General features: G+C 74.8%; 17 protein-coding genes and 1 tRNA gene. 16 read left to right on the top strand and 2 right to left on the bottom strand.

Annotated elements, in window-relative coordinates:
- Positions 1-24: 24 nt before the first annotated feature.
- The 14 genes from ACI79E_RS20550 to ACI79E_RS20485 all read left to right on the top strand — a co-directional run bounded on the left by ACI79E_RS20550 (position 25) and on the right by ACI79E_RS20485 (position 18,678).
- Complete coding sequence (locus tag ACI79E_RS20550; protein WP_456934430.1) at positions 25-540, top strand: hypothetical protein; 516 nt, start codon at positions 25-27, stop codon at positions 538-540.
- A 9-nt stretch (positions 541-549) separates the two neighbouring features.
- Entirely contained in the window at positions 550-2,202 is a 1,653-nt protein-coding gene (locus ACI79E_RS20545; protein WP_456934429.1) for an FAD-binding dehydrogenase, read from the top strand.
- On the top strand, positions 2,199-2,897 hold the full coding sequence (locus ACI79E_RS20540) for a hypothetical protein (protein WP_456934428.1): 699 nt from the start codon (positions 2,199-2,201) through the stop codon (positions 2,895-2,897). Before ACI79E_RS20545 ends, ACI79E_RS20540 begins: the two co-directional genes overlap by 4 nt.
- Before the next feature lie 35 nt (positions 2,898-2,932).
- The gene (gene hisI / locus ACI79E_RS20535) at positions 2,933-3,307 is read left to right on the top strand and encodes a phosphoribosyl-AMP cyclohydrolase (protein WP_456934427.1); all 375 of its coding nucleotides are present in this window, start codon (positions 2,933-2,935) and stop codon (positions 3,305-3,307) included.
- Positions 3,294-4,802: an anthranilate synthase component I gene (locus ACI79E_RS20530; RefSeq protein ID WP_456934426.1), complete on the top strand. Its 1,509-nt coding sequence runs from the start codon at positions 3,294-3,296 to the stop codon at positions 4,800-4,802. Before hisI ends, ACI79E_RS20530 begins: the two co-directional genes overlap by 14 nt.
- Positions 4,799-5,419 carry a Trp biosynthesis-associated membrane protein gene (locus ACI79E_RS20525; RefSeq protein ID WP_456934425.1) on the top strand — a complete coding sequence of 207 codons (621 nt, stop codon included), beginning with the start codon at positions 4,799-4,801 and terminating at the stop codon, positions 5,417-5,419. The genes ACI79E_RS20530 and ACI79E_RS20525 overlap by 4 nt, the downstream gene beginning before the upstream one ends.
- A gap of 155 nt (positions 5,420-5,574) precedes the next feature.
- A complete protein-coding gene (gene trpC, locus ACI79E_RS20520) occupies positions 5,575-6,384 on the top strand; it encodes an indole-3-glycerol phosphate synthase TrpC (RefSeq protein WP_456934424.1) in 810 nt (269 codons plus the stop codon).
- 199 nt (positions 6,385-6,583) lie between these two features.
- Entirely contained in the window at positions 6,584-7,960 is a 1,377-nt protein-coding gene (gene trpB, locus ACI79E_RS20515) for a tryptophan synthase subunit beta (RefSeq protein WP_456934423.1), read from the top strand.
- Complete coding sequence (gene trpA / locus ACI79E_RS20510; RefSeq protein WP_456934422.1) at positions 7,957-8,760, top strand: tryptophan synthase subunit alpha; 804 nt, start codon at positions 7,957-7,959, stop codon at positions 8,758-8,760. The genes trpB and trpA overlap by 4 nt, the downstream gene beginning before the upstream one ends.
- The gene (gene lgt / locus ACI79E_RS20505; protein ID WP_456934421.1) at positions 8,757-9,728 is read left to right on the top strand and encodes a prolipoprotein diacylglyceryl transferase; all 972 of its coding nucleotides are present in this window, start codon (positions 8,757-8,759) and stop codon (positions 9,726-9,728) included. Before trpA ends, lgt begins: the two co-directional genes overlap by 4 nt.
- 325 nt (positions 9,729-10,053) lie before the next feature.
- Positions 10,054-14,745 (top strand): glutamate synthase large subunit, encoded by a 4,692-nt coding sequence (gene gltB, locus ACI79E_RS20500; RefSeq protein ID WP_456934420.1) that lies wholly within the window; start codon positions 10,054-10,056, stop codon positions 14,743-14,745.
- Positions 14,738-16,228, top strand: coding sequence for a glutamate synthase subunit beta (locus ACI79E_RS20495; RefSeq protein WP_456934419.1), 1,491 nt, complete (start codon positions 14,738-14,740; stop codon positions 16,226-16,228). Before gltB ends, ACI79E_RS20495 begins: the two co-directional genes overlap by 8 nt.
- A 162-nt stretch (positions 16,229-16,390) precedes the next feature.
- Positions 16,391-17,806, top strand: coding sequence for a pyruvate kinase (pyk, locus tag ACI79E_RS20490; protein WP_456934418.1), 1,416 nt, complete (start codon positions 16,391-16,393; stop codon positions 17,804-17,806).
- Positions 17,803-18,678: an acyl-CoA thioesterase gene (locus ACI79E_RS20485; protein ID WP_456934417.1), complete on the top strand. Its 876-nt coding sequence runs from the start codon at positions 17,803-17,805 to the stop codon at positions 18,676-18,678. The genes pyk and ACI79E_RS20485 overlap by 4 nt, the downstream gene beginning before the upstream one ends.
- A gap of 10 nt (positions 18,679-18,688) precedes the next feature.
- Here ACI79E_RS20485 and ACI79E_RS20480 read toward each other — a convergent pair whose 3' ends face one another.
- Together ACI79E_RS20480 and ACI79E_RS20475 are read right to left on the bottom strand one after the other, a co-directional pair.
- Positions 18,689-20,458 carry a pyridoxal-dependent decarboxylase gene (locus ACI79E_RS20480; RefSeq protein WP_456934416.1) on the bottom strand — a complete coding sequence of 590 codons (1,770 nt, stop codon included), beginning with the start codon at positions 20,456-20,458 and terminating at the stop codon, positions 18,689-18,691.
- An 87-nt stretch (positions 20,459-20,545) separates the two neighbouring features.
- Positions 20,546-20,619: transfer RNA gene (locus tag ACI79E_RS20475), tRNA-Leu, on the bottom strand.
- A gap of 78 nt (positions 20,620-20,697) precedes the next feature.
- Between ACI79E_RS20475 and ACI79E_RS20470 the strand changes: the two genes are divergently transcribed.
- Together ACI79E_RS20470 and ACI79E_RS20465 are read left to right on the top strand one after the other, a co-directional pair.
- A complete protein-coding gene (locus tag ACI79E_RS20470) occupies positions 20,698-21,294 on the top strand; it encodes an ANTAR domain-containing response regulator (protein WP_456934415.1) in 597 nt (198 codons plus the stop codon).
- A 190-nt stretch (positions 21,295-21,484) separates the two neighbouring features.
- Positions 21,485-22,822, top strand: a complete 1,338-nt coding sequence (locus ACI79E_RS20465; RefSeq protein WP_456934414.1) for an ABC transporter substrate-binding protein — start codon at positions 21,485-21,487, stop codon at positions 22,820-22,822.
- The last annotated feature ends 150 nt before the right edge of the window (positions 22,823-22,972 follow it).

The raw sequence follows: 22,972 nt of genomic DNA, 5'->3' as shown, positions 1-22,972 counted from the left end.
CGAGGGCGCCCTACGCTGCCGGGCATGGCGTCGTCCTCCTCGCGGAGCCGGGCGGTTCCACGGCGCTCGCCCCGCCCGGCACCCCGCCCGGCGCCGGGACGCCCCGCCGCGGCGGCACCGCTCGAGCGCCCGCTGCTGGCCCCCTTCGCCGCGGTGTTCGGCGTGCTGGTCGCCGCCGAGGACGTCCTCCTCGGGTACCTGCTGTGGGAGCCGGCCCGCGGCTGGCACTGGTACGTGGTGGGCGCCGCCCTGCTGGCCGGCTGGGCCGCCGTGGGGGCGGCGATGGTCTGGCTCGGCCGGGGCCGGGGATGGCTGGTGCTCGCCGGCGCCAGCGTGCTGCCGCTGCTGCTCCTGCTCGGCCTGGTCGTCCTCTTCGGCGTCCTCGGGGCCGGATCGGCGCTGTGGTGGGCGCTGCTGCTGCTGGTCGGGCCGATCGGCTGCCTGGCGATGACCGTGCGCCGCCCGATCCGGGAGTGGACCCGCCCCGCCCGGGCGACGCGTCCCCCGCAGCCGGACCGCCGGAGCGCCCGCGCCCGATAGCGTGCGTCCGTGGTCGACACTGACGTCGTCGTGGTGGGTGCGGGGCTGGCCGGGCTGGTCGCCACCGCCGAGCTGGCCGACGCCGGCAGGCGGGTGGTGCTGCTCGAGCAGGAACCGGAGGCCTCCCTCGGCGGGCAGGCCTGGTGGTCCTTCGGCGGGCTGTTCCTCGTCGACTCCCCGGAGCAGCGCCGGCTGCGCGTGCGCGACTCCCTGGAGCTGGCCCGGCAGGACTGGTTCGGCACCGCCGGGTTCGACCGCGACGAGGACCACTGGCCGCGCCGGTGGGCCGAGGCCTACCTGCAGTTCGCCGCGGGGGAGAAGCGGGCCTGGCTGCGCGAGCAGGGCGTCGGCTTCTTCCCGGTCGTCGGCTGGGCCGAGCGCGGCGGGTACACCGCCACCGGGCACGGCAACTCGGTGCCGCGCTTCCACATCGTCTGGGGCACCGGGCCCGGCCTGGTCGAGCCGTTCGCCCGCCGGGTGCGCGCCGCGGTCGACGCCGGCCTGGTGGAGCTGCGCTTCCGCCACCGGGTCGACGAGCTGGTCGTGGGAGGCGGCGCCGTCACCGGTGTGCGCGGCGGGGTCCTCGAGCCCAGCGACGTCGCGCGGGGGGTGGCCAGCTCGCGGGTGGAGGTGGCCCCCTTCGAGATCAGCGCGCAGGCCGTCGTCGTCACCTCCGGCGGGATCGGCGGCGACCCCGACCTGGTCCGCCGGAACTGGCCGGCCCGGCTGGGCCCGGCGCCGCGGCGGCTGCTGGCCGGCGTCCCCGCGCACGTCGACGGCCGGATGCTGCAGGCCACCGAGGCCGCCGGCGGGAACGTGGTCAACCGCGACCGCATGTGGCACTACACCGAGGGCATCGCCAACCACTCACCGGTGTGGGAGCGCCACGGCATCCGGATCCTGCCCGGGCCGTCGTCCCTGTGGCTCGACGCCACCGGCCGGCGGCTCCCGGTGCCGCTGTTCCCCGGCTTCGACACCCTGGGCACGCTGGCCCACATCGGGCAGACCGGGTACGAGCACACCTGGTTCGTCGCCACGAAGAAGATCGTGGAGAAGGAGTTCGCGCTGTCGGGCTCCGAGCAGAACCCCGACCTGACCGGCCGCGACGTCAGGCTGCTGCTCGACCGGGTCAGGGCCGGGGTCGCCGGGCCGGTGCAGGCGTTCCTGGACCGGGGCGAGGACTTCGTCGTCGCCCCGACCCTGCCGGAGCTGGTGGCGGGGATGAACCGCATCACCGGCGGGACGCCGGAGCTGGACCTCGGCACGGTGGAGCGGGAGATCGTCTGCCGCGACCGGGCCATCGCCAACGAGTTCGGCAAGGACCTGCAGATCACCGCGGTCCGCGGTGCCCGGCAGTACCTGGGCGACAAGCTCATCCGGGTCGCCCCGCCGCACCGGCTGCTCGACCCCGCCGCCGGTCCGCTGATCGCGGTGCGGCTGAACCTGCTCACCCGCAAGACCCTCGGCGGGCTGGAGACCGACCTGTCGGGACGGGTGCTGCGGGCCGGCGGGGAGGTCTTCCCCGGCCTGTACGCCGCGGGCGAGGTGGCCGGCTTCGGGGGCGGCGGCATGCACGGCTACCGCTCGCTGGAGGGCACGTTCCTCGGCGGCTGCCTGTTCTCGGGTCGGGTCGCGGGCCGGGCCCTGGCGGCGGCGCTGTGACCGCACCGCGCGACCCGTGGTCGGACCCGGCCACGGAGACCGAGCACGGCGCCCCCTACGCCGGCCCGCCGCCCACCCCGGCCGTCCCGCCGTGGCCCGGTCCGCCGTACGGGGCACCGCCCGGCCCGGCGGGGTGGCCGCCCTACGGGACGGCCCCCTACGCCACCCCCTACACCCCGACCGGCCGGCCCGGGCCGCCGGCGGCCGGGCCGCGGCGCCCCGGGCAGGTGGTCGCCGCGGCCGTGCTGGCGTTCGTGCAGTCGGCCGGGGTGGCCGTCGCGTCGGCCTACGTCTTCCTCGTCGCCTCGCTGTTCGCCCTCGCCGAGGGGGAGCCGGGGTTCCCCGGCGACGGCGACGCGCTGGCCGCGGAGGCGACCGCGCTGGCCGCCGTCCAGATCGCCTCGGTGGTCGCGCTCGTCGTCGGCGGGATCATGGTGCTCAGCCGCCGCAGCGCGGCCGCGCGCCGGACGCTGGTCGTCGCACTGGGGCTGCAGGTGGCGCTGGCGGTGTACTGGGCGGTGCGGCTGTCCGCCCTCCTCGACCGGGTGCCCGGCGCCGACCCGTCCGCGGTGCTGCTGTTCGGCGTCTTCTGCTTCGCCGCCGCACCGGCGGTGGCCCTCGGGCTGCTGGTCGGGCGGCCGGCCCGCGAGTGGTTCGGGATCGTCCGGCGAGGAGAGCCCGCCCCGAGCCGGTGACCGGGGCGGACGTCGCCGGGTGGGACGATCGGGGCATGCCCGTTGTCCCCGCCCCCGAGTCCGCCCTGGACCCGGCCGTCGCCGCGCTGCTGCGCCGCGACGACGCCGGGCTGGTCGCCGCCGTCGTCCAGCAGCACGACACCGGCGAGGTGCTCATGGTCGCCTGGATGGACGACGAGGCGCTGCACCGCACCCTCACCACCGGGCGGGCCACGTACTGGTCGCGCAGCCGGCAGGAGTACTGGGTGAAGGGCGAGACCTCCGGCCACCGCCAGTGGGTCCGCGACGTGCGCCTGGACTGCGACGGCGACGCCCTGCTGGTGCTCGTCGACCAGGAGGGCCCGGCCTGCCACACCGGCACCCGCAGCTGCTTCTCCCGCCCCCTGGAGGTGTCCGGTGCGACTCGGTGAGACCACACCGTCGCCGGACCGGTTCGCCGGCCTCGACCAGGCGATGGTCCCGGTCACCCGCCGGCTGCTGGCCGACGGGGAGACCGCCGTCGGCATCTACCGCAAGCTCGCCGGCAACCGGCCCGGCACGGTGCTGCTGGAGTCCGCCGAGCAGGGCAAGCGGTGGGCCCGGTACAGCTTCGTCGGGGTCCGCAGCGCCGGCGTCCTCACCGAGCGGGACGGCGTCACGCAGTGGCTCGGCCAGCCGCTGCCCGGCCTGACCGACGACCTGCCCGACGACCCGCTGGCCGCCGTCCGCACGCTGGCCCGCCGGCTCCGCTCGCCGCGCACCGAGGGCCTGCCCCCGCTGACCGGCGGCCTGGTCGGGTACCTCGGCTACGACGTCGTCCGCCGGCTGGAGCGGCTGCCGGTGCTGGCCACCGACGACCTCGGCATGCCGGAGCTGGCGCTCACGCTGGTCACCGACCTGGCCGTGCTCGACCACTCCGACGGCACGGTGCTGCTCATCGCCAACGCGGTGCGGGGCGCGGGGGAGGACGGCACCGGGTGGGACGACGCCGTCGCCCGGCTCGACGCGATGGCCGCCGACCTGGCCAAGGCCGCCGCCCCCGGCGTGGCCACGTTCGCCACCGCCGAGCCGCCCCCGGTGGTCAGCAACATGGCGCCGGGGGTGTTCGAGGACGGCGTGGAGCGGGTCCGCGAGCACATCCGCGCGGGCGACGCCTTCCAGGTCGTGCTCGCCCAGCGCTTCGAGGTCCCCACCGAGGTCGACGCGCTGGACCTCTACCGGGTGCTGCGGGCGACCAACCCCTCGCCGTACATGTACCTGCTGCGCTTCGCCGGCCGGGAGACGCCGTTCGACGTCGTCGGCTCCTCGCCGGAGGCGCTGGTGACGGTGACCGGCACCTCGGCCGTCGTCCACCCGCCTGCCGGCACCCGGCCGCGTGGCGCCACCCCCGACGAGGACGCCCGGCTGGCCGAGGGCCTGCTGGCCGACCCCAAGGAGCGCGCCGAGCACGTGATGCTCGTCGACCTGGCCCGCAACGACCTGGGCCGGGTGTGCGTCCCCGGCACGGTCGAGGTGCCCGACTTCATGCGGGTCGAGCACTACAGCCACGTCATGCACCTGGTGTCGACCGTGGCCGGCGAGGTCGCCCCCGAGTGGGACGCCCTCGACGTCTTCGACGCCACCTTCCCCGCCGGCACCGTCTCCGGTGCCCCCAAGCCGCGGGCGATGGAGATCATCGAGACGCTGGAGCCCACCCGCCGCGCGCTGTACGCGGGCACCGTCGGCTACGTCGACGCCAGCGGGGACCTCGACATGGCCATCGCCATCCGGACGGCGGTGCTGCACGAGGGCCGCGCCTACGTGCAGGCCGGCGCGGGCATCGTCGCCGACAGCGACGCCGCCACCGAGGAGGCCGAGACCCGCCACAAGGCCCGCGCCGTCCTGTCGGCGATCGCCACGGCCGAGGGGATGCGGGAACTCCCGTGAGCCACCCGCCCGCCCGGGCCCGGCGCGAGCTGACCCTCGCGGTGGCCGGGGCCGCGCTCGCCGGGGGGCTCGCCCTCTCCTCCGGCGGGCAGACGTGGACGACCGCCACGCTGCGGCGCCCGGCCCCGCTGCCGGCGACCACCACGGAGCTGACCGGTTCGACGCTGGCGCCCCTGGTCCCCGCCGGCGGGCTCCTGCTGCTGGCCGCCGCGGTGGCGCTGCTGGCCGTCCGGGGCGCCGGGCGGGCCGCGCTCGGTCTGCTCGTCGCGCTCACCGGGGGCGTGCTGGGCTGGTCGGGGCTGCGGGCGCTGGTCGGTGACGCCGGCACCGCCGCGGCCGCCGCCGTCGGCCCCGGGACACCCGGCAGCGAGCTCACCGCCCAGGTGCACGCCGCCTGGCCGGTGCTCGCGCTGCTGGCCGGCGTCGTCGCCGTCCTGGCCGGTGTGCTCACGGTGCTGCGGGGCCGCGACTGGCCGGGGATGGGCCGCCGCTACGAGCGGACACCGGCCGGGGGCGCCCCCGCGCGGCCCCGGACCGACGAGGACCGCGCCCTGGACGCCTGGCGCGCCCTCGACCGCGGGGAGGACCCCACCGAGCCCGGCGGACGCGAACCCTGAGCGCTACCCACGTCGCGGAGACGCCAACCGCCTGACCGCCGTGTCGGTCGGCCCCGCGGGCAGCGGGGGTCCCCGCCGCCTCTACAGTGGGTGCCCGGGTCCGGTCGCGACCGGCCCGGACCGCCAGGCCAGTTCGACGATCAGCGGGAGGACACGTGTCCGTGCTCGACGAGATCGTCGCCGGTGTACGCGAGGACCTGGCGGCGCGTGAGGCACTCACCCCGCTGGCCGAGGTCAAGGCCCGCGCGCAGGACGCCCGTCCGGCGCGCGACGCCCTGGCCGCCCTCCGCGCCCCCGGCGTCGGGGTCATCGCCGAGGTGAAGCGGCAGAGCCCGTCGAAGGGCGCGCTCGCGGAGATCCCCGACCCGGCCGTCCTCGCCGCGCAGTACGCCGACGGCGGGGCCCGGGTGGTCAGCGTGCTCACCGAGCGGCGCCGCTTCGGCGGGTCGCACGCCGACCTGGCGGCCGTGCGGGCCGCCGTCGACGTGCCGATCCTGTGCAAGGACTTCATCGTCAGCAGCTACCAGGTGCACGAGGCCCGCGCGCACGGTGCCGACGTCGTCCTGCTCATCGTCGCGGCGCTGGAGCAGAACGCCCTCGTGGGTCTGCTCGAGCGGGTCGAGTCGCTCGGCATGACCGCGCTGGTGGAGGTGCACACCGAGGCCGAGGCCGACCGCGCGCTGGCCGCCGGCGCCGCCGTCATCGGCGTCAACGCCCGCGACCTCACCACCCTGCAGGTCGACCGCTCCACCTTCGAGCGGATCGCGCCCGGGCTCCCGTCGGGGGTGGTCAAGGTCGCCGAGTCCGGCGTCCGCGGGCCGCACGACCTGATCAGCTACGCCGCCGCCGGTGCCGACGCCGTCCTCGTCGGCGAGGGTCTGGTCACCGCCGGCGACGCCCGCCAGGCGGTCGCCGACCTGGTCACCGCCGGCTCCCACCCGGCGACCCCCCGCACCAGCCGCTGATTCCGCCGTCCCCGGGGCCGGTGCGGCCGAGCCCGGCTCGTGCGGTCCTCCGTCCGCTCCTGCGGCGGTGCACCACCGCGGGAGCAGGGGGACCGCCGCAGGAGCCGGGACGGCGACGCGAGGCGTCGATCCGGGGGCCGGCGACACGTCCCGGCGACCCCTGCACCACCGCCGGCCACCGGCGCGGGACAATCAGGACATGACGACGACCAGCCCGCCGCAGCCCGAGGACCAGCTCCTTCCGGCGCGCCCGGGCTGGCCCGACGCCACCGGCCACTTCGGCGTCTTCGGTGGCCGCTTCGTCCCCGAGGCCCTGATCGCCGCCCTCGACGAGCTCACCGAGGCCTACGAGGCGATGCGGGTCGACCCGGCCTTCCTCGCGGAGTTCGACCGGCTGCAGCGGGACTACACCGGCCGCCCCAGCCCGATCACCGAGGTGCCGAAGTTCGCCGAGCACGCCGGCGGGGTGCGCGTGCTGCTCAAGCGCGAGGACCTCAACCACACCGGCTCACACAAGATCAACAACGTGCTGGGCCAGGCGCTGCTCACCAAGCGCATCGGCAAGACCCGCGTGATCGCCGAGACCGGGGCCGGTCAGCACGGCGTGGCCACGGCGACGGCCGCGGCGCTCATGGGGCTGTCGTGCACGGTCTACATGGGCGAGGAGGACACCCGCCGGCAGGCGCTCAACGTCGCCCGGATGCGGCTGCTCGGCGCGGAGGTCATCCCGGTCACCACCGGCTCCCGCACCCTCAAGGACGCGATCAACGAGGCGTTCCGCGACTGGGTCACCAACGTCGAGACCACCAACTACGTGTTCGGCACGGTGGCCGGCCCGCACCCGTTCCCGGCGATGGTCCGCGACTTCCAGCGGGTCATCGGCGACGAGGCGCGCGCCCAGGTGCTCGAGCGGGAGGGCCGGCTGCCCGACGCCGTCCTCGCCTGCGTGGGCGGCGGCTCGAACGCCATCGGCATCTTCACCGCCTTCGTGCCCGACGAGGGGGTGCGCCTGATCGGCCTGGAGGCCGGCGGCGACGGGGTGGACACCGGCCGGCACGCGGCCACGATCACCGGCGGGTCGCCGGGCGTGCTCCACGGCGCCCGCTCGTTCCTCCTGCAGGACGACAACGGGCAGACCATCGAGTCCCACTCGATCAGCGCCGGCCTGGACTACCCGGGCGTCGGCCCGGAGCACTCCTACCTGCACAGCACCGGCCGGGCCGAGTACCGCCCGGTCACCGACGCCGAGGCCATGGAGGCCTTCGCGCTGCTGTGCCGCACCGAGGGCATCATCCCGGCCATCGAATCCGCGCACGCCCTGGCCGGCGCCCTGCAGCTCGGCAAGGAGCTGGCGGCGCGCGGGGCCGGTGCGCGGGGGGACGGACCCCCGCTGCTGCTGGTCAACCTCTCCGGTCGCGGCGACAAGGACGTCGAGACGGCGTCGCGCTGGTTCGGGCTGGGCGACCGCGAGGAGGTCGACCCGGGGCCGGGCCTGGACACCGACCAGCAGCCCACCGAGGGTGCGGTCAGCAACGACGAGGCCGTCGCCGGCCAGGACGCGGGGGAGACGGCGTGAGTCTGTTGGCGGACCGGATCGCGGCGGCGCGGGGAGAGGGGCGCTCGGCGCTGGTCGCCTACCTGCCGGTCGGCTACCCCGACGTGGACGCCTCCATCGAGGCGATGGTCGCCGCGGTCGAGGGCGGGGCGGACGTCGTCGAGGTCGGCGTCCCGTACAGCGACCCCGGCATGGACGGGCCGGTGATCCAGCAGGCCGTGGACGTGGCCGTGCGTGCGGGCGTGGGCATGCGCGACGCGCTGCGCGCGGTCGAGGCGGTCGCCGCGGCGGGCGCCGTGCCGGTGGTCATGAGCTACTGGAACCCGATCGAGCGCTACGGCGTCGAGCGGTTCGCCACCGACCTGGCCGCCGCCGGGGGAGCGGGGGCGATCACCCCCGACCTGATCCCCGACGAGGCCGCCGACTGGCTGGCCGCCGCCGAGCGCGCCGACCTCGACCGCGTGTTCCTCGTGGCGCCGTCGTCCACCGAGGCCCGGCTGGTGTCCACGACCGCCGCCTGCCGCGGCTTCGTCTACGCCGCCTCGACGATGGGGGTCACCGGCACCCGGGCCACCGTCGGCGACGCCGCGGAGAAGCTCGTCGCCCGCACCCGCGCGGCCGCCCCGGACCTCGCGGTGTGCGTGGGCCTGGGGGTGTCCGACGGCGACCAGGCCGCCGAGGTGGCCGCCTTCGCCGACGGCGTCATCGTCGGCTCGGCGTTCGTGCGCACCCTGCTCGACGGCCGCGGGCCCGCCGGCGTCCGCGCGCTGGCGGCCGAGCTGGCCGGGGGCGTCCGCCGCCGGGCGGGGGCGCCGGCATGACGGCGTTGGCCGCCATCCCCAGCCCCACCCAGGGTGTCTGGGAGGTCGGCCCGCTGCCCATCCGCGCCTACGCGCTGTGCATCATCGCCGGCATCGTCGCGGCGATCTGGCTGACCGACCGGCGCTGGCGGGCCCGCGGCGGAGCGGAGGGCGACGTCCTCGACATCGCCGTCTGGGCCGTCCCCTTCGGCATCGTCGGCGGCCGGCTCTACCACGTGGTCACCAGCCCCCGGCCCTACTTCGGGGAGGGCGGGGACCCGCTGCGCGCCTTCGCCATCTGGGAGGGCGGCCTCGGCATCTGGGGCGCCATCGCCCTCGGCGGGGTGGGCGCGTGGATCGCCTGCCGCCGCCGCGACATCCCGCTGCCGGCCTTCGCCGACGCGCTGGCGCCGGGGCTGCTGGTCGCCCAGGCCATCGGCCGGCTGGGCAACTGGTTCAACAACGAGCTCTACGGCGGCCCGACCGACCTGCCGTGGGGGCTGACGATCCACGAGTGGAACGGCACCGGCGCCGTCGTCGGGGCCGACGGCCAGCCGGTGGTGCTGGGCACGTTCCACCCGACGTTCCTCTACGAGCTGCTGTGGAACCTCGCCGCGGCCGCCCTGGTCATCTGGGCCGACCGCCGGTTCCGCCTCGGCCACGGTCGCGCGTTCGCCCTCTACGTGGCCAGCTACTGCGCCGGCCGGCTGTGGGTCGAACTGCTGCGCACCGACCCCGCGGAGACCTTCTTCGGCGTCCGGCTCAACGTGTTCACCGCGGTCGTCGTCGGCCTGCTCGCCGTGGCCTACCTGGTCTGGCAGCGGGGCCGTCCGCGCGAGGTGGTCACCCGCGGACGTGAGACTCCCGACACTGTCGGCCCCGACCGCGGCCCCGCCGCCGCGTCGCCGGCGGTGGCGTCCGGCGGCGGCGAGCCGGTGGACGGCGAACCCGCTGGTGAGGACGATCGCGGGCGCCGCACGGAGAGTTGAGCGGGACGCGCCGCGGCTCGGGTTTGGCGGTGTGAGTGCGGTGTTACGTCTGTGTACCCTTCTGCCCAGGCCCTCTCAGTGATCCTGGCGAGGGCGCTTGCGTCGGAACCGGGCCAGCGCCGCCCCGCGGACGACAGCCTCGGGGGGCACCACCTCCGGGGCTCGTGAGCCAGTGCGGGACCGGCGATCACGGATCGCCCCCCGCCGCGGCTCTCCCGCAGTGCTGCACCCCTCTGCCCTCTGACCACCGGCCCCGGGCCTCCGCCCCCCGCCCGCTCCCGTCATCGCCGACGGCCGCGGACGGCGCGCCGACGACGGGAGTGACATGTCCGAGTTCCCCGCCCCCGCCACCGGTTCTGCCGCCTCCGGCACGGGAACCCCCGCCCCGCGCGGGACCGCCGTCCCGTTCTCCGCGGTGCCGCCGGCCGCCGGCCTGTACGACCCGGCCAACGACAAGGACGCCTGTGGCGTGGCCTTCGTCGCCGACGTCCGGGGACGGCGCAGCCGCCGGATCGTCTCCGCCGGCCTCACCGCGCTGCACAACCTGGACCACCGGGGCGCGGCCGGCTCCGAGCCGAACTCCGGTGACGGCGCCGGCATCCTGACCCAGGTGCCCGACGCCCTCCTGCGGGCCGAGGTCGACTTCGACCTGCCGCCGCTGGGCGAGTACGCCGTCGGCATCGCGTTCCTGCCGGTCGACGAGGCCGAGCGGGCCGCCCGGTACGAGGACGTGGCCCGCCTCGCCGCTGAGGAGGGGCTGACCGTCCTCGGCTGGCGCGAGCTGCCGGTCGACCCCGACGGCGCCGACGTCGGCCCCACCGCGCGCGCGGTCATGCCGCACTTCGCCCAGCTGTTCGTCGCCGAGACCATGGGCGCCCGCGCCGACACCACCGCGTTCGGCGGCAACGCGGCCCCCAACGGCGTCACCCGGCTCGAGCGGCGCGCCTTCGTGCTGCGCAAGCGGGCCGAGCGGACCGCCGCCGAGGCCGGCAGCTCCCTCTACATCGCCTCGCTGTCGTCACGGACGATCACCTACAAGGGCATGCTGACCACCGACCAGCTGCCCGCGTTCTTCCCCGACCTGCGCGACGAGCGCTACGAGTCGGCGATCGCCCTGGTGCACAGCCGGTTCTCCACCAACACCTTCCCGAGCTGGCCGCTGGCCCACCCGTTCCGGCTGATCGCGCACAACGGCGAAATCAACACCATCAAGGGCAACCGCAACCGGATGCGGGCCCGCGAGGCCAAGCTCGAGACGGCCCTGTTCGACGGCCCGGCCGGCCCCGCCTCCGAGCTGGGGCTGGAGCGGATCTTCCCGGTCACCGCCAGCGACTTCAGCGACTCGGCCACCTTCGACGAGGTGCTGGAGCTGCTGCACCTGTCCGGCCGCTCGCTGCCGCACGCGATCCTCATGATGATCCCGGAGGCGTGGGAGAACCACGACGAGATGGACCCGGCCCGCCGGGCCTTCTACCGGTTCCACTCCTCGATCATGGAGCCCTGGGACGGCCCGGCCGCGGTGGCGTTCACCGACGGCACGCTGATCGGCGCCGTCCTCGACCGCAACGGCCTGCGCCCCGGCCGCTGGTGGCACACCAAGGACGACCTCGTCGTCCTCGCCAGCGAGGTCGGCGTGCTGGACATCCCCGACTCCGAGGTCGTGGCCAAGGGCCGGCTGCAGCCCGGCCGCATGTTCCTGGTGCACACCGGCCTGGGCAAGATCGTCTCCGACGAGGAGGTGAAGGGCGCGCTCGCCGGCGAGCACCCCTACGAGGACTGGCTGCACGCCGGCCTGGTGCACCTGCCCACGCTGCCCGAGCGCCGCCGCGCCCGGCCCAGCCACGAGTCCGTCGTCCGCCGGCAGCTGCTGTTCGGCTACACCGAGGAGGACCTGCGGGTCCTGCTCACGCCGATGGCGTCGACCGCCGCCGAGCCGATCGGCTCGATGGGCACCGACACCCCGGTCGCGGCGCTGTCGGACCGGTCGCGGCTGCTCTACGACTACTTCGGGCAGCTGTTCGCCCAGGTGACCAACCCGCCGCTGGACGCCATCCGCGAGGAGCTGGTGACCAGCCTCGGGCGCACCTTCGGCCCGGAGCAGAACCTGCTGCACGCCACCCCGGCGTCCTGCCGGCAGGTGTTCCTGCCCTTCCCGGTCATCGACAACGACGAGCTGGCCAAGATCCTGCACATCGACGACGACGGCGACCTGCCCGGGTACGCCGCGGTCCGGATCACCGGCCACTTCGACGTCAACGGCGGCGGGACGGCGTTGGCCGAGGCGGTCGAGCAGCTGCGGACCAAGGTCAGCAAGGCGATCGCCGCCGGCGCGCGGATCATCGTGCTCTCCGACCGCGACTGCGACGAGAAGCGCGCCCCCATCCCGTCGCTGCTGATGACCGCCGCGGTCCACCACCACCTCGTGCGGCAGAAGACCCGCATGGAGGTCGGCCTGGTCGTCGAGTCCGGGGACTGCCGCGAGGTGCACCACGTCGCGCTGCTGCTCGGCTACGGCGCCGCCGCGGTCAACCCCTACCTGGCGTTCGAGTCGATCGAGGACCTCATCCGCGACGGCGTCCTCACCGGCGTCGAGCCCGCCCAGGCCAACCGCAACGTGGTCAAGGCGCTGGGCAAGGGCGTCCTCAAGGTCATGAGCAAGATGGGCATCAGCACCGTCGGCTCGTACACGATGGCGCAGATCTTCGAGGCGGTCGGCCTGTCCCAGGAGGTCGTCGACGAGTACTTCACTGGCACCTCCTGCCCGCTGGGCGGTGTCGGCATCGACGTCCTCGCCGAGGAGGTGGCCATGCGCCACCGCCGCGCCTACCCGGAGAACCCGACCGAGCGCGCGCACCGCCGCCTGGAGACCGGTGGCGAGTACCAGTGGCGCCGCGAGGGCGAGGTGCACCTGTTCAACCCCGAGACGGTGTTCCTGCTCCAGCACGCCACCCGGGCGCGCCAGTACGAGGTGTTCGAGAAGTACACGGACACCGTCGACCAGCTCTCCGAGGACGCCGCGACGCTGCGCGGGCTGTTCACGCTCCGGACCGGCGTGCGCCCTGCGGTGCCGCTGGAGGAGGTCGAGCCGGTCAGCGAGATCGTCAAGCGGTTCTCCACCGGCGCGATGAGCTACGGCTCCATCTCGCAGGAGGCCCACGAGACCCTCGCGATCGCCATGAACCGGCTGGGCGGCAAGTCCAACACCGGTGAGGGCGGCGAGGACCCCGACCGCTTCGTGCCCGACCCCAACGGCGACCTGCGCCGCTCGGCGATCAAGCAGGTGGCCAGCGGCCGGTTCGGTGTCACCAGCGAGTACCTGGTCAACGCCGACGACATCCAGATCAAGATGGCCCAGGGCGCCAAGCCCGGCGAGGGCGGCCAGCTGCCCGGCCAGAAGGTCTACCCGTGGGTGGCCCGCACCCGGCACTCCACGCCGGGCGTCGGCCTGATCAGCCCGCCGCCGCACCACGACATCTACTCGATCGAGGACCTCAAGCAGCTGATCCACGACCTGAAGAACGCCAACAACGAGGCGCGGGTCCACGTCAAGCTGGTCTCCGAGGTCGGGGTCGGGACGGTCGCGGCCGGGGTGAGCAAGGCCCACGCCGACGTCGTCCTGATCTCCGGGCACGACGGCGGCACCGGCGCCGCGCCGCTGACCTCGCTCAAGCACGCCGGCTCGCCGTGGGAGCTGGGCCTGGCCGAGACGCAGCAGACGCTGTTGGCCAACGGCCTGCGCGACCGCATCGTCGTGCAGTGCGACGGTCAGATGAAGACCGGCCGGGACGTCGTCATCGCCGCGCTGCTGGGCGCCGAGGAGTACGGCTTCGCCACCGCTCCGCTGGTCGTCTCCGGCTGCGTGATGATGCGCGTCTGCCACCTGGACACCTGCCCGGTCGGCGTCGCCACCCAGAACCCGGAGCTGCGCAAGCGGTTCACCGGGCGCCCGGAGTTCGTGGTCACGTTCTTCGAGTTCCTGGCCGAGCAGGTCCGCCAGTACCTCGCCGAGCTGGGCTTCCGCTCCCTCGACGAGGCGATCGGCCACGCCGAGCTGCTCGACACCCGCAAGGCCGTCGACCACTGGAAGGCCGCCGGGCTGGACCTCACGCCGGTGCTGGCGGTGCCCGAGCTGCCCGAGGGGGCGGCGCGCCGCCGCGTGCGGGAGCAGGACCACGGCCTGGACGTCGCGCTGGACCAGACCCTCATCCAGCTGTGCGAGGGCGCGCTGCTCGACGCGCGGCCGGTCAGCCTCGAGCTGCCGGTGCGCAACGTCAACCGCACCGTCGGCACGATGCTCGGCTCGATGGTCACCCGGCGCTTCGGCGGCGAGGGCCTGCCCGAGGGCACGATCGACCTGACCTTCACCGGGTCGGCCGGGCAGTCCTTCGGCGCGTTCGTGCCGCGGGGCATCACCATGCGGCTGCTGGGCGACGCCAACGACTACGTCGGCAAGGGCCTGTCCGGCGGGCGGATCGTCGTCCGCCCCGCGCGGGAGGCCACCTTCGCCGCCGAGGACAACGTCATCGCCGGCAACGTCATCGGCTACGGCGCCACGGCGGGGGAGATCTTCCTGCGCGGACGCGTCGGCGAGCGGTTCTGCGTGCGCAACTCCGGCGCGCTGGCCGTCGTCGAGGGCGTGGGCGACCACGCGCTGGAGTACATGACCGGGGGCCGCGCGGTGATCCTCGGCCCGACCGGGCGCAACATCGCGGCGGGCATGTCCGGCGGCATCGCCTACGTGCTGGACCTGGCCCGCCACCGCGTCAACGGCGAGATGGTCGACGTCGAGCCGCTGGACGGGGAGAACGCGCAGTGGCTGCGCGACGTGCTGGTCCGCTACGCCGAGGACACCGAGTCGCCGGTGGCGTCCGCGCTGCTGGCCGACTGGGGCCGCTGGTCGGAGCGCTTCAGCGTGATCATGCCGCGTGACTACCGTCGCGCGGTCGAGGCCCGGCGCGCCGCCGAGGCCGCCGGAACGGATGTGGACAGGGCACTGATGGAGGCCGCACGTGGCTGACTCGACGGGTTTCCTCAAGCACGACCGGGCGCTGCCGCCGCGGCGTCCGGTCGACGTCCGGATCCTGGACTGGAAGGACGTCTACCTCTCCCGCCAGGACGGGGAGGACGCGGTCTTCCCGGTGGCGGCGGTCCGCCAGCAGGCGGCGCGCTGCATGGACTGCGGCATCCCGTTCTGCCACCACGGCTGCCCGCTGGGCAACCTGATCCCGGAGTGGAACGACCTCGCCCGCCGCGACGACTGGACCGAGGCGATCGAGCGGCTGCACGCCACCAACAACTTCCCGGAGTTCACCGGGAAGCTGTGCCCGGCGCCGTGCGAGGGCTCCTGCGTGCTGAACCTGCAGGAGTCGCCGGTCACGATCAAGCAGATCGAGTGGGAGATCATCGACCAGGCCTTCCAGCGGGACCTCGTCAAGCCGGTGCCGCCGCAGGAGCACACCGGCAAGAAGGTCGCCGTCATCGGCTCGGGCCCGGCCGGCCTGGCCGCCGCCCAGCAGCTGACCCGCGCCGGTCACGACGTGACCGTGTACGAGCGGGCCGACCGCGTCGGCGGGCTGCTCCGCTACGGCATCCCCGAGTTCAAGATGGAGAAGGCCGTCCTGGACCGGCGGCTGGACCAGATGCGGGCCGAGGGCACCCGGTTCGTCACCGGGGTCGAGGTGGGCGGCAGCGGTGCCGACGACCTGTCGACCGAGCAGCTGCGCGCCGAGTACGACGCGGTCGTGCTCGCCGGCGGCGCCACCGTGGGCCGCGACCTGCCGGCCCCGGGCCGCGAGCTCTCCGGCATCCACCTGGCCATGGAGTACCTGCCCTTCGGCAACCGGCAGGCCCTCGGCGAGCTCGACGACCCGCCGATCAACGCGCGCGGCAAGCACGTGGTGATCATCGGTGGCGGTGACACCGGCGCGGACTGCCTGGGCACCGCCCACCGGCAGGGCGCGGCCTCGGTCACCCAGCTGGAGATCATGCCGGCCCCGCCGGACCGCCGGGACCAGGCCAGCAACCCGTGGCCCACGTACCCGATGATCATGCGCGTCTCCAGCGCCCACGAGGAGGGCGGGGAGCGGCTCTACAGCGTCAACACCGAGCGCTTCCTCGGCCACGAGGACGGCCGCGTGCGGGCCCTGCTCCTCCACGAGGTGGAGCGGGTCGACGGCCGGTTCCAGAAGGTGGAGGGCACCGAGCGCGAGCTCCCCGCCGACCTGGTGTTCCTGGCCATGGGCTTCACCGGTGCCCAGCGCACCGGCCTGGTCGAGGCCCTCGGTGTCGAGGTCGACGGGCGCGGCAACATCGCGCGCGACGGCGAGTTCATGTCCAGCGTCCCCGGTGTCTTCGTCGCCGGTGACATGGGCCGCGGGCAGTCGCTGATCGTGTGGGCCATCGCCGAGGGGCGGGCCGCGGCCGGCGCCGTCGACACCTGGCTGACCGGGGCCTCGATGCTGCCGCGACCGGTGACGCCCACGGCGGTGGCCCTCCGGTAGGAGGACCCGTCCCGGAGGACCCCGTCCCCGTCCCGTCCGCGGGCTCACCCCGAGCCGGCGAGGGGTGAGGGGGACGGGGTCCTCCTCGTCTGGTGGGGCGGATGTGAGCGCTCACAGGGGTCCTGCCCGCGAAGTGCCCGCGAGCCGGATAGCGTCTGTGCCATGTCGCGTCGCGCCAAGATCGTCTGCACCCTGGGGCCGGCGACCGGTTCGCTGGAGCAGGTCACCGCCCTCGTCGAGTCCGGGATGGACGTCGCCCGGCTGAACTTCAGCCACGGCGCACACGCCGACCACGAGAAGGCCTACCGCCTGGTCCGGGAGGCCTCCGACCGCACCGGCCACGCCGTCGCCGTCCTCGCCGACCTGCAGGGCCCCAAGATCCGGCTGGGCACGTTCACCGACGGCCCGGTCGTGTGGCCCACCGGCAGCCGGGTCTGCGTCACCGTCGAGGACGTCGAGGGCACCGCCGAGCGGGTCTCCACCACCTACAAGGGCCTGGCCTCCGACGCCCGTGTCGGCGACCGGCTGCTCGTCGACGACGGCAAGCTGGCCCTGTCGGTCGTCGCCGTGGACGGCCCCGACGTGTGGTGCCTGGTCGTCGAGGGCGGCGAGGTCTCCAACAACAAGGGTCTCTCGCTGCCCGGCGTCGCGGTGAGCGTGCCCGCCCTGTCGGACAAGGACGAGGAGGACCTCCGCTTCGCCCTGCACCTGGGCGTGGACTTCATCGCCCTGTCGTTCGTGCGCTCACCGCGCGACGTGGAGCTGGTCCGCGACATCATGCGGCAGGAGGACATCTCCGTCCCCGTCATCGCCAAGCTGGAGAAGCCGGAGGCGGTCGAGAACCTCGAGGCGATCGTCGAGGCCTTCGACGGCATCATGGTCGCCCGCGGCGACCTCGGTGTGGAGCTGCCGCTGGAGCAGGTGCCGTTGGTGCAGAAGCGGGCCGTGCAGGCCGCGCGGGAGCGCAACAAGCCGGTCATCGTGGCCACCCAGATGCTCGAGTCGATGATCAGCTCCTCGCGGCCCACCCGCGCCGAGGCCTCCGACGTCGCCAACGCCGTCCTCGACGGTGCCGACGCGGTCATGCTCTCGGGGGAGACCTCGGTGGGCCGCTACCCGATCGCCGCGGTGCGCACCATGGAGCGGATCATCGACGCGGTCGAGAGCGAGGACACCGCCGTCCCCGACCTGGTGCGCATCTCGCGGTCGCGCTCGGGTGCGATCGTCCGCGCGGCCAAGGACGTCGGCGAGACCCTGGCGGTCAAGGCCCTCGCCACGTTCACGCAGACCGGCGACACCGCCCGCCGCCTGGCCGCGCTGCACCCGCGGCAGCCGCTGCTGGCCTTCACCGTCGATGCGCGCGTGCGCAGCCAGCTGGCGCTGTCCTGGGGCGTGGAGACCTTCCTCGTGCCCGAGGTGCAGCACACCGACGACATGGTGCGGCAGGTGGACTTCTCCCTGCTGTCCATCGGCCGGCTCAAGGAGGGCGACCGGGTCGTGGTCGTCGCGGGCAGCCCGCCCAACACCGTCGGCTCGACCAACCTCATCCGGGTGCACGAGGTGGGCACCGACTCATGAGCGGCCCGGCGGGGGACGGCGACAGCCAGGCCGCCGCGCTCCTGCAGGTGCTCGACCTCGAGGAGCGGGAGCCCGACGTCTTCGTCGGTCAGACGCCGACGACGCGGCTGCAGCGCATCTTCGGCGGTCAGGTCGCCGGCCAGGCGCTGATGGCGGCCGGGCGCACGGTGCCGGCGGGCCGGGACGTGCACTCGCTGCACGCCTACTTCCTGCGGCCCGGTGACCCGCACGAGGAGATCCGCTACACCGTGGACCGCATCCGCGACGGGCGCTCGTTCACCACCCGCCGCGTGATCGGCTGCCAGCGGCGCAAGGGCGAGGACGTCGCCATCTTCGCGCTGACCGCGGACTTCCACGTCGCGGAGCCGGCCGTGGTGGAGCACGCACTGCCGATGCCGGTCGTCCCCGCGCCGGACGAGCTGCCGTCACTGGCCGACGTCGCCGCCCGCCACGGGAAGGAGGGGTCGGCGGCGATGGAGATCAGCCGGGCGGTCGAGCAGCGGCTGCTGGAGGACCCCTTCGACGGGCAGGCCAAGGAGCCGCCGACGCGGGTCTGGATGCGGGTCGCCGGCCGGCTCCCGGACGAGCCGGCCGTGCACGCCGCGGCACTGACCTTCGTCAGTGACCTCACGCTGCTGGGGGCGGGCCTGGTGCGTGTCGGGGGCTGGGGTGACCGGTACGCCGGTGCCAGCCTGGACCACGCGGTGTGGTTCCACGCGCCGGTCCGCGCCGACGAGTGGTTCCTCTACGAGACCGACAGCCCGGCCGCCTCCGGGGGGCGGGCGCTGTGCTTCGGCCGCATCTGGTCCGCCGACGGCACGCACGTGGCCACCGTCGCCCAGGAGGGGCTGCTGCGCGCCGTCGGCTCCTGACCCGGGCGGCTCAGGAGCCGGTGCCCCGGGCGCCCGCGGCGTCGGTCTCCTCGGCGACCGCCGCCTCGCCGGCCGGGGAGGTGACGACGTCGGCCTCCGGCAGCGCGGCCGCCGGCCGGCTGCCGGCCCCGGCGTCCGGTCCGGTGGGCAGCTCCTGCTGTCCCTCGGCCTGGGCGGCGGTCTCGTCCTGGGCGGCCGGGACCTCCACGACGCCGTCCGGCGGCGTGGCGGCACCCGTGGGTGTGCCGGCGCCCGCGGCCGCCAGCGTGGCCGCCCGCCGCTCGGCCTCGGCGCGGGCCCGCTCGGCGGCGGACTCGGCGAAGTCGGCGGCCAGCCAGTCGTGCCCCTCGCACAGCAGCGCCCACGCCCGCTCGACGTGGGCCCGGGTGGTGGTCGGCGCGCCGATGGCCACCCGCAGCACGACCTGACCGCGGACGGTGGTGTGGGTGAGGAACACCTCCCCGCCGTCGTTGAGCCGCTCCAGCAGGGTCATCGTGGCGACGTCGGCGTCCACCTCGTCGGGCCAGCGGGGGCGCAGGCACACCAGCGACAGCGGGTGCGGGGTCGCGACGTCGAACCGGTCGTCGGCGTCGGCCCAGGCGGCCAGCTCCTGGGCCAGGGCGACCCCGGAGCGGATGTGGGCGCGCAGACCCTCCGCGCCGTACCAGCGCAGGACGAACCAGAGCTTGAGCGCGCGGAACCGGCGGCCGAGCTCGATCTGCCAGTCGCGGTAGTCGACGACGGTGCCGGCGTCGGTGGCGGCGTTGCGCAGGTACTCCGGCAGGATCGCCAGCGCCCCCGTGAGCGCGGCGCGGTCGGACACCCAGAACAGCGTCGCGTCGAAGCCGGTGAGCAGCCACTTGTGGGCGTCGGTCGTGTAGCTGTCGGCCCACTCGACACCGGCCTGCAGGGCGCGCAGCTCCGGGGCGACGGCGCTGACGCCCGCGTAGGCGGCGTCCACGTGCAGCCACACGCCGTGGCGCTGACAGATCGGGCCGAGCTCGGCGAGCGGGTCGACGGCGGTGGTCGACGTCGTCCCCACGGTCGCGCAGACCAGCACCGGCCGGAACCCGCGGGCGGTGTCGCGCTCCAGGCGGGCGGCCAGCGCTGCCGGACGCATCGCCAGGTCCCCGTCGACCTCGACGAGGCGGACGGCGTCGGCGCCCAGGCCCGCCACCCGCACCGCCTTCTCCATCGAGGAGTGGGTCTCGGAGGAGACGTAGACCGTGTACTCCTCCGGACGCACCCCGTCGCGCACGGTGGCCCCGCCGCTGGCCCGGTGCAGGGCGGCCAGCAGCGCGACCAGGTTGGCGCCGGAGCTCGAGTCCTGGACCACGCCGCCGCCGGTGCCGGTCGAGCGGAAGGACGCCGGGAGCCCGAGCAGCTCGGCGAACCAGTCCATGACGTGCTGCTCGAGCTCGGTGGCCGCGGGGCTGGTCACCCACGACATGCCCTGCACGCCGAGCCCGGAGGACACCAGGTCGCCGAGGACCGAGGGGCCGGAGGTGTTGGCCGGGAAGTAGCCGAAGAAACCGGGGTGCTGCCAGTGCGTCACGCCGGGCAGCACGACCCGCTCGAGGTCGCCGAGGACCGCGGAGAACGGCTCACCCTGCTCCGGGGGCGCGGCGGGCAGGGACTCGCGGACGTCGCCGGGGGCGACGGGGGAGCGGACCGGGAAGGTGGCGATGCGGGTCCAGTAGTCGGCGATCCAGTCGACGACCTCGTGCCCGTGCTGCCGGAACTGCTCGGGGGTCATGTGCGGCGGCGTCGGCGAGCTCACGGTGCCACCGTATGGCCGCCGTCCCGGCACGCGACGGTTGGCCCCGCGCGCGGGTCGTGGACCGCTCGTCTGCCGCCTGCTGTCAGGTGCCCCCGGTGCGACTCGAACGCACACTGCGCGGGTTTTGAATCCGCTCCCTCTGCCGATTGGGGTACGGGGGCGTGCCGGAGTGGTGCTCCGGCTGCCCGAGCAGCCTAGCCGTCGGTCGCCGACCCTCCGGCATCGCTAGGCTCCCGCGCGTGAGCAGCGAGTCGATCCGGGTCCTCATCGCGGAGGACGAGGCGCTCATCCGCCTCGACCTCAAGGAGATGCTGGAGGAGGAGGGGTACGTCGTCGTCGCCGAGGTCGGTGACGGGCAGCAGGCCGTCGACCGCGCCACGGAGCTGCGGCCCGACCTGGTGATCCTCGACATCCAGATGCCGGTGCTCGACGGGCTGTCGGCGGCCGAGCAGATCGCCGCGGCCCGGGTGGCGCCGGTCATCGTCCTCACCGCGTTCAGCCAGCGGGAGCTGGTCGAGCGGGCCCGGGACGCCGGCGCGATGGCCTACCTGGTGAAGCCGTTCTCCAAGAACGACCTGGTGCCGGCGATCGAGGTCGCCCGGGCGCGCTTCGCCGAGCTGTCGGCGCTCGACGGCGAGGTCCGGACGCTGGAGGAGCGGCTGGAGGCGCGCAAGGTGGTCGAGCGGGCCAAGGGCCGGCTGATGGCCGACCAGGGCATGACGGAGGCGGAGGCGTTCCGCTTCATCCAGCGCACGGCGATGAACGAGCGGACGTCGATGAAGGCGCTGGCGCAGCGCATCCTCGACCCGCAGGAGGCCGAGGCCCCCGCGGAGTGACCGGCGTCTCCCGGTGAGGGCCCCGGCCCGGGGCGTGTGTCGGGCCGGGTTCGAGGAGGTCACGACCTCATCACGGTCCGGGCGACCCCCGTTCCGCACCCGGATCCGGCAGCTACCTTCCCCCCACTGACCAGGCCACCCGGCCAGGGCTGGCCGAGTGCACGACCGACAGCACAGTGGGAGTTGTTTGATGCGCACAGGCATCCTCGCCCGGAGCGCCGCCATCAGCGCCGCGGCCCTGCTCGTCCTGACCGCCTGCGGCGGCGGGGACGACGAGGGCGGCAGTGCCAACGGCGGTGGCGACGGCGGCGGCGAGAAGCAGGTCAACGTCTACGGGTCCGACGGCAACATGGGCAACGCGCTCGGCGAGCGGCTCTCCGGGGAGGGGGCGCTGGCCGGCATGAAGGGCACGCTGCCCCTCACCGAGCTGTCCGGCGACTTCCGCGACCGGCTGCTGGAGGTCAACCCCGACCTCGTCGACTTCAACTACGCCGGTGAGACCTACGACGCGATCGTCATCACCGCGCTCGCCTCGCAGATGGCCGGCACCACCGACGCCAACGTCTTCAAGGCCTTCGTCAACGGCGTCACCGTGGGCGGTGACAAGTGCGAGGACTTCGCCTCGTGCCTGGAGATCGTCAACGGCGGCGGCAACCCCGACTACGACGGCCAGTCCGGCCCGCTGAGCTTCACCGACGCCGGCGAGCCGGCCCAGGCCAGCATCGGCATCCAGCAGTTCGGCGACGACAACCGGATCGACGACAGCGCCACGCGCTACGTCATCCCGGGTGACGAGGCGAACGCCACCACCGACGAGGGCCCCGCCCCGGCGCCGGCCGGCACCACCTCGCCCACGCCGCTGATCATCGGCACGCTGCTGCCGGAGACCGGCAACCTCGCGTTCCTCGGCCCGCCGGAGATCGCGGGCGCCCAGCTGGCGGTCAACGACATCAACGCCGCCGGTGGCGTGCTCGGCCAGCAGGTGCAGCTCATCCAGCGCGACTCCGGTGACACCACCACCGACATCGCGACCCAGTCGGTCGACGCGCTGCTCCAGGCCGGCGCGAACGCGATCATCGGTGCGGCGTCCTCGGGCGTGAGCCTGACGGTCATCGACACGATCACCGGCGCCGGCGTCCTGCAGTTCTCGCCGGCCAACACGTCGGACCAGTTCACGACGTACAACGACAACGGGCTGTACTTCCGCACGGCCCCGCCGGACACCCTGCAGGCCGAGGCGCTGGCCGACCTCATCGTCGAGGACGGCAACAACACCGTCGGCATCCTGGCCCTCAACGACCCGTACGGCACCGGGCTGGCGGAGAACGTCTCCAACAACCTGCAGGCCGCCGGCCTCGCCGAGGGCGACATCCAGACGATCATCTACGACCCGCAGGCTGCGAACTTCGACTCCGAGGTGCAGCAGATGGTCGACTTCGCCCCCGACGCGATCGTGGTGATCGGCTTCGACGAGTCCTCGCGCATCATCGAGGGGCTCAACTCCAACGGGATCGGCCCGCAGCGCTGACCCCGCCCCGGGGGCGGCACTGACGTCCCCGGTCGTACCACCCGCAGTGGGGGGGGGGGGGGGGGGGGGGGGGGGGGGGGGGGGGGGGGGGGGGGGGGGGGGGGGGGGGGGGGGGGGGGGGGGGGGGGGGGGGGGGGGGGGGGGGGGGGG

This window comes from Geodermatophilus sp. SYSU D00079 (assembly GCF_054050635.1).
This window is presented reverse-complemented; position numbering and strand designations above follow the sequence as displayed.